At 63.1% G+C, this 15,320-nt stretch carries 12 protein-coding genes and 1 tRNA gene; 11 read left to right on the forward strand and 2 right to left on the reverse strand.

The features are described 5' to 3' along the window. The first annotated feature begins 351 nt into the window (after positions 1-351). The 3 genes from mnmA to ACFFP0_RS02150 all read left to right on the forward strand — a co-directional run bounded on the left by mnmA (position 352) and on the right by ACFFP0_RS02150 (position 2,896). Positions 352-1,548: a tRNA 2-thiouridine(34) synthase MnmA gene (gene mnmA, locus ACFFP0_RS02140; RefSeq protein ID WP_377255452.1), complete on the forward strand. Its 1,197-nt coding sequence runs from the start codon at positions 352-354 to the stop codon at positions 1,546-1,548. A 135-nt stretch (positions 1,549-1,683) separates the two neighbouring features. Beyond that, a tRNA-Met gene (locus ACFFP0_RS02145) sits at positions 1,684-1,760 on the forward strand. 242 nt (positions 1,761-2,002) lie between these two features. Then, entirely contained in the window at positions 2,003-2,896 is an 894-nt protein-coding gene (locus tag ACFFP0_RS02150; RefSeq protein ID WP_377255455.1) for a helix-turn-helix domain-containing protein, read from the forward strand. Between the two features lie 63 nt (positions 2,897-2,959). Here ACFFP0_RS02150 and ACFFP0_RS02155 read toward each other — a convergent pair whose 3' ends face one another. Continuing rightward, the gene (locus ACFFP0_RS02155) at positions 2,960-5,131 is read right to left on the reverse strand and encodes a TonB-dependent siderophore receptor (protein ID WP_377255457.1); all 2,172 of its coding nucleotides are present in this window, start codon (positions 5,129-5,131) and stop codon (positions 2,960-2,962) included. A gap of 379 nt (positions 5,132-5,510) precedes the next feature. Here ACFFP0_RS02155 and ACFFP0_RS02160 point away from each other — a divergent pair, with 379 nt between their 5' ends. The 5 genes from ACFFP0_RS02160 to ACFFP0_RS02180 are packed head-to-tail and all read left to right on the forward strand — an operon-like array spanning position 5,511 to position 10,420. Then, positions 5,511-6,458, forward strand: a complete 948-nt coding sequence (locus ACFFP0_RS02160) for an iron-siderophore ABC transporter substrate-binding protein (RefSeq protein WP_377256019.1) — start codon at positions 5,511-5,513, stop codon at positions 6,456-6,458. Further along, positions 6,455-7,498 carry a FecCD family ABC transporter permease gene (locus ACFFP0_RS02165; RefSeq protein ID WP_377255460.1) on the forward strand — a complete coding sequence of 348 codons (1,044 nt, stop codon included), beginning with the start codon at positions 6,455-6,457 and terminating at the stop codon, positions 7,496-7,498. The genes ACFFP0_RS02160 and ACFFP0_RS02165 overlap by 4 nt, the downstream gene beginning before the upstream one ends. 2 nt (positions 7,499-7,500) lie before the next feature. Further along, a complete protein-coding gene (locus tag ACFFP0_RS02170) occupies positions 7,501-8,535 on the forward strand; it encodes a FecCD family ABC transporter permease (protein WP_377256022.1) in 1,035 nt (344 codons plus the stop codon). Further along, positions 8,532-9,359: an ABC transporter ATP-binding protein gene (locus ACFFP0_RS02175; protein WP_377255463.1), complete on the forward strand. Its 828-nt coding sequence runs from the start codon at positions 8,532-8,534 to the stop codon at positions 9,357-9,359. Before ACFFP0_RS02170 ends, ACFFP0_RS02175 begins: the two co-directional genes overlap by 4 nt. Then, complete coding sequence (locus ACFFP0_RS02180) at positions 9,356-10,420, forward strand: DUF2218 domain-containing protein (RefSeq protein WP_377255466.1); 1,065 nt, start codon at positions 9,356-9,358, stop codon at positions 10,418-10,420. Before ACFFP0_RS02175 ends, ACFFP0_RS02180 begins: the two co-directional genes overlap by 4 nt. 29 nt (positions 10,421-10,449) lie before the next feature. Here the strand turns inward: ACFFP0_RS02180 and ACFFP0_RS02185 are convergent, their stop codons facing one another. Then, positions 10,450-11,448 (reverse strand): LacI family DNA-binding transcriptional regulator, encoded by a 999-nt coding sequence (locus ACFFP0_RS02185; protein ID WP_377255469.1) that lies wholly within the window; start codon positions 11,446-11,448, stop codon positions 10,450-10,452. 181 nt (positions 11,449-11,629) lie between these two features. On the opposite strand from ACFFP0_RS02185, the gene ACFFP0_RS02190 reads away from it, so the two are divergent. From ACFFP0_RS02190 to ACFFP0_RS02200, 3 genes are read left to right on the forward strand one after another with little or no spacing between them, the layout of a single operon-like run. Then, positions 11,630-13,477, forward strand: a complete 1,848-nt coding sequence (locus ACFFP0_RS02190; protein WP_377255472.1) for a glycoside hydrolase family 2 protein — start codon at positions 11,630-11,632, stop codon at positions 13,475-13,477. A 28-nt stretch (positions 13,478-13,505) separates the two neighbouring features. Next, complete coding sequence (locus ACFFP0_RS02195; RefSeq protein ID WP_377255476.1) at positions 13,506-14,453, forward strand: carbohydrate ABC transporter permease; 948 nt, start codon at positions 13,506-13,508, stop codon at positions 14,451-14,453. A gap of 6 nt (positions 14,454-14,459) precedes the next feature. Continuing rightward, positions 14,460-15,320 carry a carbohydrate ABC transporter permease gene (locus ACFFP0_RS02200; protein WP_377255479.1) on the forward strand — a complete coding sequence of 287 codons (861 nt, stop codon included), beginning with the start codon at positions 14,460-14,462 and terminating at the stop codon, positions 15,318-15,320.

Raw genomic sequence — 15,320 nt, forward strand, 5'->3', positions numbered from 1 at the left:
CGAACGGGACACGTCGCGTGTCACTTATCAATTTCAATACGAGGCACTCGACGTGTCCCGGCCGAAACCTTGCCCCCGGTCAAACCGGGAGAGAAAATCAACCGGGATCGCCAAGGGCGGAATCCGCCCACCGACCGGGCCGTCATTCGGTCCGATAGGGGATGCGAAGCGCGTCCACGGAGGAGGGGAGAGAGCCTGCGGTGCCGCTGAAATATCCAGCCTCCTTGCGCCGGAGCCCAATCCTTTCTATATCCGCCAGGAATTGCCCGGATTGCGGCCGATCCCGCGCCGGGTCCGACGTTCCGCCTTGCTGCTTTCGCATCGCGGCCTGAGATACCGAGAGAGTTACCCGTGAATACGCTGGATTTTGACAAGAGGCCGGAAGACACACGCGTTGTCGTTGCCATGTCGGGGGGAGTGGATTCCTCCGTCGTCGCCGGCCTGCTCAAACGTCAGGGCTATGACGTCATCGGCATCACGCTGCAGCTCTACGACCACGGCGCGGCGGTGCATCGCGCCGGCTCCTGCTGCGCCGGGCAGGACATCGACGACGCGCGCCGGGTTTCCGAGACGCTCGGCATTCCGCATTATGTGCTGGATTACGAGAAGCGGTTCCGTGAAACGGTGATCAACCCGTTCGCCGAAGCCTATGCCATGGGTGAAACGCCGATCCCGTGCGTGGCCTGCAACCAGACCGTCAAGTTCGCCGACCTGCTGGCGACGGCCAAGGAGCTGGGCGCCGACGCGCTGGCGACCGGCCACTATATCCGCTCGCGGCCGAATCCGACGCCCGCCAATCCGAACCGCAGGGCGCTGTTCCGTCCGGCCGACAGCGACCGCGACCAGAGCTGGTTCCTGTTCGCGACCACGCAGGAGCAGATCGACTACCTGCGCTTTCCGCTCGGCGGCATGCCCAAGGCCGAGGTGAGGGCGCTTGCCGAGGACATGGGGCTTGTCGTCGCGAAGAAGGCGGACAGCCAGGACATCTGTTTCGTGCCGCAGGGCAAATACACCGACATCATCAGCAAGCTGAAGCCGAATGCGGCGCTTGCGGGCGACATCGTGCATATCGACGGCCGGGTGCTCGGCCGCCATCAGGGCATCGTGAACTACACGATCGGCCAGCGGAAGGGGCTTGGCGTGGCGACGGGCGAGCCGCTCTATGTCGTCTATCTCGACGCCCGCTCGCGCCGGGTGATCGTCGGCCCGAAGGAGGCGCTCGACACGCACCGCGTCTACCTGCGCGACGTCAACTGGATCGGCGACGGGGCTCTGGACGTCGATGCGAGGGATGGTTTCGCCTGCTTCGCCAAGGTGCGCTCGACGCGTCCGCCGGCGCCGGCGACCGTGCACTGCGACAGCCGGGGCGTCTATGTCGATCTGGCGGTCGGCGAGGCGGGCGTGGCGCCCGGTCAGGCCTGCGTGCTCTATTCGGCCGACGGCCCGGACGCGCGCGTCTATGGCGGCGGTTTCATCGAGCGTTCCGAGCGCGCCCCGGCCGCCGAGGCATCCCTGCAGGCGCTGCTTTCCGCGCCCGTGGCGGCCTGAACCGCCCATATCCCGCGGCAGTCAAAATAGCCGCCGGATTTGCCAAAACCGTGCTTGACACTTTGGTGACGGGCGACTTATAAGCCGCACGACCGACGCGGACAGGCTCTCAGGAAGCTTCTCCGCAGTCCTTGTGGCGGGATAGCTCAGTTGGTGAGAGCGTGGGATTCATAACCCCAAGGTCGGCAGTTCAATTCTGCCTCCCGCTACCATCGTACCCCCATTCCAATTGTATGGGGCTGAGCAAACGGTTTGCTGCCACATTTTTAGGTATATAGAGCAGATTTGAATTCTTGCTGCATCTGGGCGGTGACTTTCGTTCTGACACTTTCGGTCCTCCGTTGCGTTGCAGCACGCTTTCCGGCGTCAGGCGGATGGCTTGCCATCTCGGAAAAACATGATATTTTTTCTCATGATTTTAGGGGTTATCTGAAAGCGCGGGCGAATTTCAACGTTGAGTTTCTGGCATTCAATGGTCTGGCACACCGAGGGTATCCGGGTGGTCGCTCCGGTCAGGTGGCGCTGCCTGGATGGCCTCGTGGGCGCTTTCTGGGAGGCTGAAAGCCAGCCGGGCGCCAGGGGGTACTATCTGGCGGATGATCCGCGCATCATGATTTTCTTCAACGACGTTTCGTCGCGCATCCGCATATCGAACCGGGACGGCGATCTGCCGGAACACTCTCGCCCGATGACGCGGGCGGTCTATGTCCCGGCCGGCGTGCCCATGTGGACCAGCAGCAAATCCGCGCACCGTTTCTCCCATCTCAATCTGCACCTGCACAGGGATCGGCTGCTGAGGTTTCTGTCGCCTTCGGTGGGAAGTTCGGCGGCGCAGACGGCATTGCGCCGCCCGGTGGAAATCCAGGACGTCGGGGCGATCGAAACCCTGGCGGGCCTGCTGGTCGATGAAATATCGAGCCCCTCGAAACATGCCGTTTATGCCGAAAGCCTTGTGGGCAGCATCGTCTCGGGCCTTCTCGATATTCCCGAGCACGACAGCGAAAAGGCCGGCGGCAGGCTGACGCAGGCTCAGATGAACAAGCTCGTTTCGCGTATGGACAGCCTTGCCGACTGCCGGATGTCCGTTGCCGAGATGGCGGCGACCGTCGGTCTGTCCGAAAGCTGGTTCGCCAATGTCTTCAAGCAGACAACCGGCAAGACGCCGCTTCAATGGCAGCTTGGCAAGCGCACCGACCTGGCCAAAGAACTGTTGCGCGAAAGCGATCTGACGGTGGCGGGCATCGCAGCCCAGCTCGGGTTTTCCGACCAGGCCCATTTCACCAAGGTGTTCCGGCAGATCACGGGCGAGACGCCTGCGGCATGGCGCAGGATGCAGCAGGCCCGCTGAATTCGCACCGCCGAATTTCGGACGTATGCCCCACCCGGCAGGATTGCGGGCGGGACGGTGTCGTCACCAGGTCTGGCGCAGCGTCGCCATGATCACGCGGCCGGGATTGTAATAATATGCGCCGCCGTCATCATTGGCGATATGCTTCTCGTCGAACAGATTGCTGGCGTTCACCTGGAATGTCGTATTTTCCTGGATTTTGTAGGTAAAGGCGGCGTCAAATACCACGGCACCATCCGACTTCCGCGCATTTGCGTTGTCGAAGTAATACGAACCGACATAGCGGGCGCCAAGCCCGAAGGTCATGTCGCCGCGGCTTCCATTGCCTTCCAGCGTATAAGTGCCCCACACCGAAGCCATGTGTTCCGGAACCTGCGCGAAGCGCTTGCCATTCAAGCCGGTATCGTTGCCGGGTTCCACGATCTTGGAGTCGATATAGGCATAGGCGGCGATCAGGTTGATATTGTTCGTCACCTCCATCTTGGCTTCGAGGTCGATGCCGCGATGCCGCACCTTGTCAACCGTCGAGGCCAGATACGCGGGCGCCTCGCGCGTCGTGATGTTCTCCATCGTCAGGTCGTAGACGGAAGCGGTGAACAAGGCGGGAAAGGCATCCGGACGATATTTTACGCCGACTTCGTATTGCTTGCCGGTCGTCGGTTCGACCCCCGTGCTCGGGGGCGCGACGGATTCGGCATAACTGGTATAGACTGCGAGTTCGTCGGTGATCTTGTAGCTCAGGCCGAAGCGCTTGGTCAGTTCACTGTAATCACCCGCCTTCGCGCCGGTAACCGTGCTCGTTTCGTCAAGATCGAGCCAGTCGTTGCGCAGTCCGATGCTCGCGGTCAGCTTGTCGAAGAAGACCAGATCCTCCTGAAGGTAGATCGCTTTCGTCTTCTGGTCGTTTGTCTTGCTTTCAGCGAGCGGAATGGGACCGGGCAACCCGGAATAAACCGGATTCCGCCAATCGATGCCGGGCGCCGTCCCGCCCCAGACCGGCGGATACAGAACATATGTGTTGCTGACGGACTCGATCGTTTTGTAGTCGACGCCGAAAAGCGTGCGGCTTTCCACCTGATCGAAGTTCGCCTCATAGAGCAGATGTGCGTCGATGACGAATTGCTCGTCCTTGCCGTCGCCTCCGAAGAAAATGCGGTCCACCGTCGTGTCAGCCGGATCGCTGGCGCCCAGCGCATCATAGATATAGGCATAGCCGAACCTGTTCGACGACTTGCTGTATCGCGCGCTCGAATTGAAGGTCAGGCCGTTTTCGAAATCGTGATTGAACAGGACGCTGTAGGTGTTCCTGTTCGTCTTGTCGTAGTTATAGTCCGGCTCGCCGAAGAACTTGTCCCTGTCAAAATCCGTGAATCTGGGGTGGCCGCCGCCGCTCGGCGTGCCATCCCGGTCGAGATGATCGAAGACGAACGAAAGGCTGGTCGCATCCGTGGGTCTCCAGGTAATGCCGCCCATGATGAAGTTTTCGTCATCCCGGGAATAGTCGTATTCGGCGTCTGATCGCTGGAGCTTGCCCGTCAGGCGATAGGAAAGGGCGCCGTCCTCGGTGATGTTGTCGCCGAAATCGAAACCCGCTTCCTTGTGCGCAAACGAACCACCCGTACCATACACCTCGCCGAAACGCTCGCTTTTCGGCAGCTTTGTCACATAGTTCACCGAACCGCCGGGATCGGAAACTCCGAAGCCCGTGGAATTGGCGCCTTTCAGGACCTCGACGCGCTCGTAGCCATAGGGCTCTTCCAGAATCCCGCCCCAACTTCTGCCCATGGCCAAGCCATCGCGATAGGTAAAGGGCGCGAAACCGCGGATCTTGAAGTAGTCGTAACGGTCATCCGAGCCGTAATAGTCGGTGACCACGCCGGCGGTATATTGCACCACCTGCTCGATGCTGTTTGCGCCGCGCTCCTCGATCTCCCTGGATGTGATGACGGAGACCGAGGCGGGCGTTTCCAGAATATCGGACGGCATCTTGCCGACGGCCGTCGTTTCCGTCGCAACGATCGATTTCGAGTCATTCCCGGTATCGAGAACGCCGGCGTTGCCGCTGCCCTGGATGACGATCGGTTTAAGGGTGGTATCGGAACTTGAATCATCGGCTTGCTGACTGAATGAGAAAGTCGGAGTGAAGGCGACAAGCGCCGTGCAAGCCAGAAGGACCGCATTCCGGTAGCGGATGGAGGCCTGTCCCGGGCGAGCGCTTGTTCTTTCGATGTCCATTTTCAAATTCCAACCGTTAACGTGACTGTTCAAGGCTTCGACCGGCAACGCGATTTCGGCGCCGGGCAGGGCATCATCCCGAAGCGCATCCCGGAGGCCCGACGGGCGAGATCGGTTCCCGGCCCCTCGGGCAGCAAATGGTCTGGCTTGATAATCCCCGCGAGGCTACTAACTTGAGTACAGTTATCCAGTATTGTAAATTTCCGGAGTTTTGTAGGATACTATGGGAATCTCAATGCTCTTGCCTCTCCGCGCCGGCATGGCCGTTGACGCCGGTCGATTAACCTGAAAGTGGAAGTCCACTTAAACGTTTGGCGGAGTTTCCACGATGCTACGGTTCTTGCTTTCTGCCGTGAAGGTGGCGGTGGCATGCGTTTCGATGATCGCGTTCAGCGATGCCCGGGCAGGGGAGAGCACGTCCTATCCGATCACCATCAAGCACGCTCTCGGCACGACGATCATCCCCGGCAAGCCCGGGCGGGTGGCGACGGTTGCATGGGCCAACCATGAGGTGCCACTGGCGCTCGGCATCGTGCCCGTTGGCTTTGCCGCAGCCAATTTCGGTGACGATGACGGCGACGGGCTGCTGCCCTGGGTGGCCGGGAAGCTGTCAGAGCTTCATGCCGGCAAGCCGGTGCTTTTCGATGAAGGAGACGGCATCGATTTCGAGGCGGTCGCCGCCACCCGGCCGGATGTCATCCTCGCCGCCTATTCCGGCCTCAGCCAATCCGACTACGATACGCTGAGCCAGATCGCGCCCGTCGTCGCCTATCCCGAGGCACCCTGGTCGACCGACTGGCGCGAGATGATCCGCTTCAACAGCGCCGGTCTCGGCATGGCCGCCGAGGGCGAGGCCCTGATCGGGAAGATCGAGGCCGACATTGCGGCAACGGTCGACGGACATCCTGATCTCAAGGGCAAATCGGCGATGTTCATCACCCATCTCAGCGCATCGGACCTGAGCATCGTCAATTTCTACACGACCAACGACACCCGCGTGAAATTCTTCGCCGACCTTGGTCTGAAATCGCCGAAAAGCGTCGTAGAGGCTTCGGCTCCGGGAAAATTCTCCGGTTCCATCAGCGCTGAACGCATCGACGCATTCGACGACGTCGACATCGTCGTCACCTATGGCAACCGGCAGCTGCTCGATGCGCTGGCGGCGAACCCGCTGATGACCAGAATGCCGGCCGTCTCCAGGGACGCGCTCGTCATGCTGGGCAGAAACCCGGTCGGCACGGCGGCCAATCCGACGCCGCTTTCGATCCCGTGGGTCCTGAAAGACTATGTGGCCTTGCTTGGCGATGCCGCCAGAAAGTCCAAATGACAATCGCCGGCGTGAAATCGCCCACCCGCCGGCCTGTCTCCCTGCGGTCGAACCGGACGCGAAGCTTCTGGCTGATTGGCATGGTCGCGCTTCTGGCCCTGCTGTGCGGGCTTTCGGTCACGGTCGGCACGCGCGAGGTGGGTTGGGCCGATATCGTGGCGGGACTGGCCGGCCAGCTCGACAGCATCGGCCAGGCGGCGGTCAATGTTCGTATTCCCCGCACCCTGCTTGCCGCGCTCGCCGGGGCGGCACTGGGGCTTGCCGGGGCGATCATGCAGGGCGTGACGCGCAATCCTCTCGCCGATCCGGGCATACTGGGCGTCAACATGGGGGCGTCGCTTGCCGTCGTCGTGGGTGTCGCGTGGTTCGACATGGCCTCCGCCGACGCCTATATCTGGACCGCGATCCTGGGCGCCGGATGTTCGGCGGTCTTCGTTTACGTCATCGGCTCGCTGGGGCGCGGCGGGGCCACGCCACTTAAGCTGGCGCTTGCCGGCGCGGCGACATCGGTTGCGTTCTCCTCGATGGTGATCGCCGTGGTGTTGCCGCGAGCCGATATCGCGGGCGGCATCCGCTCCTGGCAGATCGGCGGCGTCGGCGGAGCGACCTTCGAGCGCATCTTCCCGGTGCTGCCGTTTCTTGCGGCAGGTTTTGCGATCAGCCTTCTGTTGGCGCGAAAGCTGAATTCGCTCGCCCTGGGCGACGAGCTGGCGGCCGGGCTTGGCGAGCGCGTCGCGGTGGCCCGCGCCGTCGCCGCGCTTGGCGCGATCCTGTTATGCGGTGCGACCACCGCGGTTTGCGGACCGATCGGCTTTCTGGGGCTGGTCGTTCCGCATGTCTGCCGCCTGCTGGTCGGGGTCGATCATCGGTGGCTGCTGCCCCTTTCCACGCTCGGCGGTGCCTGCCTGCTTCTGGCCGCCGACATCGTTGGGCGCATCGTCGCCAGACCGGCCGAACTCGACGTCGGCATCGTGACTGCGCTCGTCGGGGCGCCGTTCTTCATCTGGATCGTCAGGCGTCAACGGGTGCGTGAACTGTGACCATGCTCTCCTCCACGCTTCCTCTCATCGTCGGCAGTCGCCGCCGCCGTCAGCGCAGGCAGGCGCTCGCGGTCGTCATCCTGCTGGCCCTGGTGGCCGCGATTTTCGCCCTGGCCCTGTCGCTCGGGCAATCCTTTACACCCCCCGGCGACGTCGTCCGCGTGCTGCTTGGCGAGAACATCCGGGGGGCGACCTTTGCCGTCGGGCAATTGAGGCTGCCGCGGGCCGTGCTTTCGGTGCTTGCGGGCCTGAGTTTCGGGCTCGGTGGCGTGGCCTTCCAGATCATGCTGCGCAATCCGCTGGCCAGCCCGGACATCATCGGCATCAGTTCGGGCGCAAGCGCCGCCGCCGTGTTCGCCATCGTCGTGCTGTCGATGAAAGGGCCGGTCGTTTCGATCTTTGCGGTTGTCGCCGGCCTGGGCGTTGCGCTCCTCGTCTATGCGCTTTCGTCCAGGAACGGTGTCGCGGGGACGCGGCTCATCCTTGTCGGGATCGGCGTTTCGGCGATGCTGGAAAGCTTCGTCGCCTATATCCTCTCGCAGGCCCCGGCCTGGAGCCTGCAGGAGGCGATCCGCTGGCTGACCGGCAGCGTCAATGGCGCGCAGCTAGGGCAGGCGCTCCCGCTTCTTGTGGCACTCACCGTCTTCGGCGGGCTTCTGCTGAGCCGCGCGCGCGACCTTGAGGCGCTGCGGCTGGGGGACGATACGGCCGCCGCCCTCGGGGTCCGGGTCGCGGCGACGCGAATCATGGCCATCGTCGGGGCCGTCGGGATCATCGCATCGGCGACAGCCGTGACCGGCCCGATCGCTTTCGTCGCCTTTCTTTCCGGCCCGATCGCCGCCCGTATCGTGGGAAACAGCGGGTCGCTGCTGGTCCCCTCGGCCCTGATCGGCGCGGTGCTGGTTCTGGCCGGCGATTACGTGGGGCAATTCCTGCTGCCGAGCCGCTATCCCGTCGGCGTGGTGACCGGCGCGCTCGGCGCTCCCTACCTGATTTTCCTGATCGTCCGCGTCAACCGGACCGGAGGTTCGCTATGACCGTTCACGCCCTGACAGCCAGCGGCCTTTCGGCCGGTTACGGCGATGCGGAAATCCTGCACGGGCTCGATCTCGCCGTGCCGCCCGGCAGGATCACAGTAATCGTCGGGGCCAACGCCTGCGGCAAGTCCACGCTGCTGCGCGCGATGTCGCGGCTGCTTTCGCCGAGCCGGGGGTATGTGCTGCTCGACGGCAGGTCGATCCACCGGACGCCGCCCAGGGAGCTGGCCCGGACACTCGGCCTGCTTCCCCAATCACCGACCGCGCCCGAAGGCATCACGGTTGCCGATCTCGTCAGCCGGGGGAGACACCCGCATCAGGGCCTGTTCTCGCGCTGGTCGCGGCAGGACGACGAAGCCGTGGCCGGTGCGCTTGCCGCGACCAGAACCTCGGAACTTGCCGAAAGGCCGGTGGACGAGCTTTCCGGCGGGCAACGCCAGCGGGTCTGGATCGCCATGGCGCTGGCTCAACAGACCGAGGTTCTGCTTCTGGATGAGCCGACGACATTTCTCGACATCAGCCATCAGGTCGAGGTGCTGGACCTGCTGACCGATCTCAACCATTCGCGCGGCACCACCGTCGTCATGGTGCTGCACGATCTCAACCTCGCGGCCCGCTACGCAGACCACCTCGTCGCGATGGCGGAAGGACGCGTGCACGTCTCCGGCAGGCCGGAGGAGGTGCTGACGGAAGAGAACGTGCGGCAGGTCTTCGGTCTTGAAAGCCGCATCGTCACCGATCCCACTTCGGGCCGTCCGATCATGCTTCCGATCGGCCGGCATCGCATGGCAACGCAGCAGGACGTCAAGGAGGACCAGTCATGAACGCGGTTCAGGAATTCAAGCTTTCGGGCATAGCGCTCGTAAAGGACGCGGTGCACATGCTCGACGAGATCTGCGAGCACTTCGTGGAACATGCCGACGTGCAGCGGACCGCGGATTTCGCGCTGCTGACAAGCAGGTTCGGGACCGCGAGCATTCGCGTGGAGGAGCAGAGGCTCCTGATCGAACTGGACTGCCCGTCGGAGCGGACGCTTCAGATGAGCCGCACCAGCATTGCGGAACACATGTTCTACTTTGCCGGAGACGACAAGCTCGAATTGACCTGGTCCGAGCCGGCGGCGCTGTCGGTGCTGCCGAATATCCACGAGGTCACGGTCGTTTCCGCTGAAGACGTGACGCCCCACATGCGGCGGGTGAAATTTGCCTGCGCGGATGTCACGCCGTTCATCGGAGGCGACATGCATGTCCGTCTCCTCGTGCCGCCGAAGGGCAGGGCGCCGGTCTGGCCGCGGTATCGCGAGGACGGCCGCATCGCCTGGCCGGAGGGCGAGGACGAACTCCTGGTCCGTGTTTATACGATCCGGGCCGTCGATACCGAACGCAACGAACTGTGGGTCGATTTCCTGCAGCACCCCATGTCCGGCGTGCAAACTCCGGGAGCCGATTTCGCCCGCGATGCGCAGCCCGGGGAGAAGGCCGCGCTGCTCGGGCCGGGAGGCGGCAGCCTGCCGGCAGCGGGGTCCATCCTTCTGGCCGGGGACGAAAGCGCTCTTCCCGCCATCGCCCGCATTGCCGCCGAAGTGCGGGCGGGTACGCGGGTCCAGGCGATCATCGAGGTGCAGGACGGAGCCGAGGAGCAGCCCTTGCCCTCGCCGGGTTCGCTTGATGTCCGCTGGCTGCATCGCAAGGACTATCCGGCGGGCATCAGGAGCATTCTTGCGGAGGAAACCGGGAAGGCGATCGCGGCAATGGACGACGGAACCTTCGTCTGGTTCGCCTGCGAAAAGGAAGACGTGCGCTCCATCCGCACCCTCCTGAAGAGCCGCCGGCATGACAAGAAGAACATGTATGTGGCGTGGTACTGGGAAAGGGACCCCGCCTGAGCCGCTTTCCCACTTTTGCTGGAATTGCGCTAGCGTGACGCCCCGGTGCTCATGCGCGCGACGAGCCTGCCCTGAACGGTCACCGTCCTGTCGGCCGGGACCGACTCGCCCGCCAGTTCGGACAAGGCCCGCTCTCCCATCTCGGCGAGGGGCAGCGTCACGCTGGAGATTCCGAGGTCGCGCGCGAATTCGCGGTCGTCATAACCGATGATCGCGAGATCCTCCGGCACCTTCAGCCCCATTTCATGGACCGCCGCCATGGCGCCGCGCGCCACGATGTCGTTGTGGCAGAAAAGCGCGTCCGGCGGCGCGGAAAGAGAAAGCAGTTCGCGCGCCGCAGCGTGGCCGCTGGCGTGACCCCAATCGCTGACGCGCTCGAACCGGGCGCCGTGGTTGAGGCCGGCCCGGTTGAGCGAGCGATGATAGCCGGCCAGGCGCTCGATGCTGGCGAGCTGCCAGGGGTCGCCGGTGATGGTCGCGATGCGCCTGCGGCCGGTCTCGATCAGATGATCGGCCGCCAGCATGCCGCCGTGCCTTTCGGCGGGCAGGACGGCGAAACCGCTGCTGTCCTCGCGGCGGCAATTGAGCAGGACATGACGGAAGTTGCCGAGCGAGACCGGCGGTGAAACGATGGCGGTGAACGTGTTGGCATAGACGACGCCCTCGACGCCAAAACGGGCAAAGTTTTCAAGTGCCGCGATCTCATGATCGGCGGCGCTGTCGGTCACCTGGATAACGATCTGCAGCCCGTGCGCATCCGCCCAGTTCTGCAGGCCGTAGATCAAGTCGATAGGATAGGCGGCGGAGATTTCGTTGATCATGACGCCGAACAGCCGCTTGCGCCCGGGATCGAGGTTTTCGATCAGGGGACCCGGCGAATAACCAAGTTCGCGCGCAACCTGCAGGACGCGCTGACGCGTCGTCTCCGCAATCCGCACGCCTGGAATGCCGTTCAGGACGAGCGATACGGTCGTGCGGGAGACGTTCGCCGCCCGCGCCACATCAACCATCTTGACTCGTTTTTTCATGCCGCCCCCCGTTTTGCATAACCTCCTTGACAACAGGATTTTCGTCAAGCAGGTTGCTAAACAAATTTAGCAACCGCTCTGGAGGGGCGGTTTCATATCTTCCCGCTGGGCGAACGAACGACGCAGACAGACGTTTGCGCGGAGGGTTTTGCTCGTCCTCGGGGCTGGAGGAGGACATATCGTGACGATTCAATCACCCGTGACGGCTGCATTCGCGCCCAACCCGCAATTCCATCGGGAGGGCCTGGCCGATCTTTGCGGCCAGTGGGGCTTTGCCTTCGACGACGCCGATCTCGGCATGCTGGAAAGCTGGTGGAAACGCGCCGACGTTTTCGACAGGACGATCACGGTGCCTTATCCGCCGGAATCGAAACTCTCCGGCATCGGCGTTTCCGGCTTTCATCCGGTGATCTGGTATCGCCGCACCTTCGTGAGCCCGAAGCTCGGCCGGGATGAGCGCCTCGTCCTCCATTTCGGCGCCGTCGACTATGCCGCGAGCGTGTGGGTCAACGGCCAGTGCGTGGCGACCCATCGCGGCGGGCATGTGCCGTTTTCCACCGACGTCACCGGGGCATTAAGCGGCGAGGGCGAGCAGACGGTGGTCGTCCGGGCGGAGGATCAGCCGCTCGACGTGCGCATTCCGCGCGGCAAACAGGACTGGCTCGAAGAGCCGCATGCCATCTGGTATCACCGCACCAGCGGGATCTGGCAGCCTGTCTGGCTGAGCGTCGTGCCGGCCCTGCATCTCACCGATATCCATTTCACTCCCGACCTCGTGAACGCCCGGGTCCGTTGCGAGGTCCGCCTCAACGCCATGCCGTCCAGGCCGGTCCGGCTGACGATGAAATTCGGGGCGAAAGGAAAGCCTCTCGCGGAACAGAGCGTCATGCTGGCCGACAGCGAGCTGCGTTTCGATATCTCCATACCGCAGATCGAGCATGGGACCTATCGCGACCACCTTCTGTGGACGCCGGAGAAGCCCAATCTCGTCGCGGCCGAGATCATCCTCGAAGGGGAAACCCCGGACCGGGTGGAAAGCTATTTCGGGCTGCGCAGCGTGGGGATCGGCAATCGCCTCTTCCTGCTGAACGAACATCCCTACTACCTGCGGATGGTGCTCGGCCAGAACTACTGGCCGGAATCGCATCTCGCCGCGCCAGGTCCGGATGCCTTGCGCAAGGAAGTCGAGCTCATCAAATCCATGGGCTTCAACGGCGTTCGCATCCACCAGAAGATCGAAGATCCGCGTTTCCTCCATTGGTGCGACGTGCTCGGCCTGCTCGTCTGGGAGGAGATGCCGAGCGCCTACGCCTTCTCCAGTTCGATGATGGAGCGCCTGTCGCAGGAGTGGATGGAGGCGATCCGCCGCGACAGGAGCCACCCGTGCATCGTCGCCTGGGTGCCGTTGAACGAGAGCTGGGGCGTGTCCCATATCGCGGTGCGCGAGGACCAGGCGCATTTTGCATCGGCGCTCTATCATATGACCAAGGCGCTCGATCCGAGCCGGCCTGCGATCTCCAACGACGGTTGGGAACTGGTCGAAAGCGACATCTGGTCGGTTCACGACTACGCGCCCGACGGCGAGGGGCTGAGCAGCCGCTTCCATGACCGGGAGGGCATGGAAGCCATGCTGAAAGGCATGGGGCCGGCACGCCGCCGCCTTGTGCTCGGCGAACGGGAGCTTGGCGACCGGCCGGTCATGCTGACCGAATTCGGCGGGCTCAGCTACATGCCGAAGCAGGGGGACAACTGGCACGGCTATTCCACCGTGAGCGATCCGCAGGAGTTCGAAACCCGCCTGCGCGACCTGTTCTCGGCGATTGCCGCAAGCTCCAATCTGGCCGGCTACTGCTATACGCAGGTGACGGATACGGAGCAGGAGGCGAACGGGCTGCTGACCGCCGCCCGCGTTCCGAAACTTCCCCTGGAGACCATTCGCGACATCACGACGATGCCCGCCGCCATCATGCCGCAGGAGAAGATCGACAACGCCCGCCGCCAGGCGCGCAAGGCCGCCGGCCACGAATAGTCCGATGGATGTTGCGGGAGGCGAGGGGATGGAGACGTTGAAGACATCCAGATGGTTCTACAGGCGCCGGCCGGCGCCGGCCGATGCGCTCGCGCCGTCTCACCGCGGGGAGGCGCGCGCCGCATTCGTCTTCCTTCTGCCGTGGCTGGTGGGGCTGGTCTTCCTGACCGCGCTTCCGATGATCGGCTCCTTCGTCCTGAGTTTCAGCCACTATGACCTTCTTTCCCCGCCTGAGTGGATCGGGCTGGAAAACTACGAGCGGCTTTTCACGCAGGACCCTCGCTATCTGAAGTCTCTCGAGGTGACGACGACATATGTGCTGGTGTCGGTCCCGCTTTCCATCGCCGTGGCGCTGGTGATCGCAGTCGCCCTGTCGCACCAGACTCCCACCGCCAACCTCTTCCGCAGCGTCTTCTACCTGCCTTCGCTGCTCGGCGGCAGCGTCGCGATCGGCGTGCTGTGGCGGCAGATCTTCGGCAGCAACGGCCTCGTCAGCATGATGCTCGGCGGTCTCGGCTTCCAAACCACCAGCTGGATCGGCGATCCGCGCTATGCGCTGTGGACGCTCATCATCCTGCATATCTGGCAGTTCGGCGCGCCGATGGTGATCTTTCTCGCCGGCGTGCGGCAGATTCCCAAGGAGATCGTCGATGCCTCCATCATGGACGGCGCAAGCCCGGTGCAGCGGTTCTTCCGCATCACGCTGCCGCTTCTGAGCCCGCTGATCCTTTTCAATCTCGTCATGCAGACGATCAATGCCTTCCAGGCCTTCGTCCCGGCCTTCGTGATCAGCGACGGCACTGGCGGGCCGGTCGATTCGACGCTCTTCTACACGCTTTATCTCTACGTCGAAGGGTTTCGGAACTTCCGCATGGGCTATGCCATGGCGATGGCCTGGGTGCTGCTCGTGATCATCGCCGTCTTCACGGCGATCTCCTTCTACGCCTCGCGTTTCTGGGTCCATTACGAGAGTTGACGAGAGATGAGCACGATCACCGACATCAACATCTCCACCCCGGCTCGTCGCGTCGTCCGCATCATCCTGCTTGCCGGCATCGCATTGCTGATGAGCTATCCGCTGCTCTGGCTGCTATCGAGTTCGTTCAAGCCGGAAAGCATCATCTTCAGCGATGCGGGCCTCGATCCCGGCCATTTCACCTTTCAGAACTATGTCGAGGGCTGGAACAAGCTCGGCATGCCGTTCGGCGTCTTCATGCTGAATTCGGCGTTCATCTGCCTTCTTGCGATCATCGGGAACCTCTTTTCCTGCTCCCTTGCCGCATATGCTTTCGCGCGGCTGCACTTTCCCTTTTCCAGGGCGGCCTTCACGGTCATGCTGCTGACCCTGATGCTGCCGATGCATGTCACCATCCTGCCGCAGTATATAGCGTTCCAGAGCATCGGCGCCGTCAATACGATCCTGCCGTTGATCCTGCCGAAGTTCTTCGCCGTCGACGCCTTCTTCGTCTTCCTGCTTGTCCAGTTCATCCGCGGCATCCCACGCGACCTGGACCAGGCCGCCGAGATGGACGGGTGCAACAAGTACCAGATCTTCTGGTACATCATCTTTCCGGTCTGCCGTCCGGCCCTGGTCCTCGTCGCGATCTTCTCGTTTCTCTGGACCTGGAACGACTTCTTTTCGCAGCTCATCTACCTGAGCTCCGCTGAAAACTACACGGCGCCTCTGGCTCTCAATCTGTTCATCGACGCAACGAGCGGGGAGTCCGCGTGGGGCATGCTCTTTGCGATGTCGGTGATAACCCTGCTGCCGCTTTTCGTGCTGTTCATGCTGTTCCAGCGGCAGCTTGCGGAAGGAATCGCGACGACCGGCCTCAAGGGCTAG

The sequence above is a fragment of the Neorhizobium puerariae genome, assembly GCF_042429745.1.
GTDB classification, from domain to species: Bacteria; Pseudomonadota; Alphaproteobacteria; order Rhizobiales; family Rhizobiaceae; genus Neorhizobium; species Neorhizobium puerariae.

Coding starts and splice junctions, on each gene's coding strand:
- ACFFP0_RS02155 (WP_377255457.1), bottom strand. CDS start 5,131: ATGGACATCGAAAGAACAAGCGCTCGCCCGGGACAGGCCTCCATCCGC.
- ACFFP0_RS02160 (WP_377256019.1), top strand. CDS start 5,511: ATGATCGCGTTCAGCGATGCCCGGGCAGGGGAGAGCACGTCCTATCCG.
- ACFFP0_RS02165 (WP_377255460.1), top strand. CDS start 6,455: ATGACAATCGCCGGCGTGAAATCGCCCACCCGCCGGCCTGTCTCCCTG.
- ACFFP0_RS02170 (WP_377256022.1), top strand. CDS start 7,501: ATGCTCTCCTCCACGCTTCCTCTCATCGTCGGCAGTCGCCGCCGCCGT.
- ACFFP0_RS02175 (WP_377255463.1), top strand. CDS start 8,532: ATGACCGTTCACGCCCTGACAGCCAGCGGCCTTTCGGCCGGTTACGGC.
- ACFFP0_RS02180 (WP_377255466.1), top strand. CDS start 9,356: ATGAACGCGGTTCAGGAATTCAAGCTTTCGGGCATAGCGCTCGTAAAG.
- ACFFP0_RS02185 (WP_377255469.1), bottom strand. CDS start 11,448: ATGAAAAAACGAGTCAAGATGGTTGATGTGGCGCGGGCGGCGAACGTC.
- ACFFP0_RS02195 (WP_377255476.1), top strand. CDS start 13,506: ATGGAGACGTTGAAGACATCCAGATGGTTCTACAGGCGCCGGCCGGCG.
- ACFFP0_RS02200 (WP_377255479.1), top strand. CDS start 14,460: ATGAGCACGATCACCGACATCAACATCTCCACCCCGGCTCGTCGCGTC.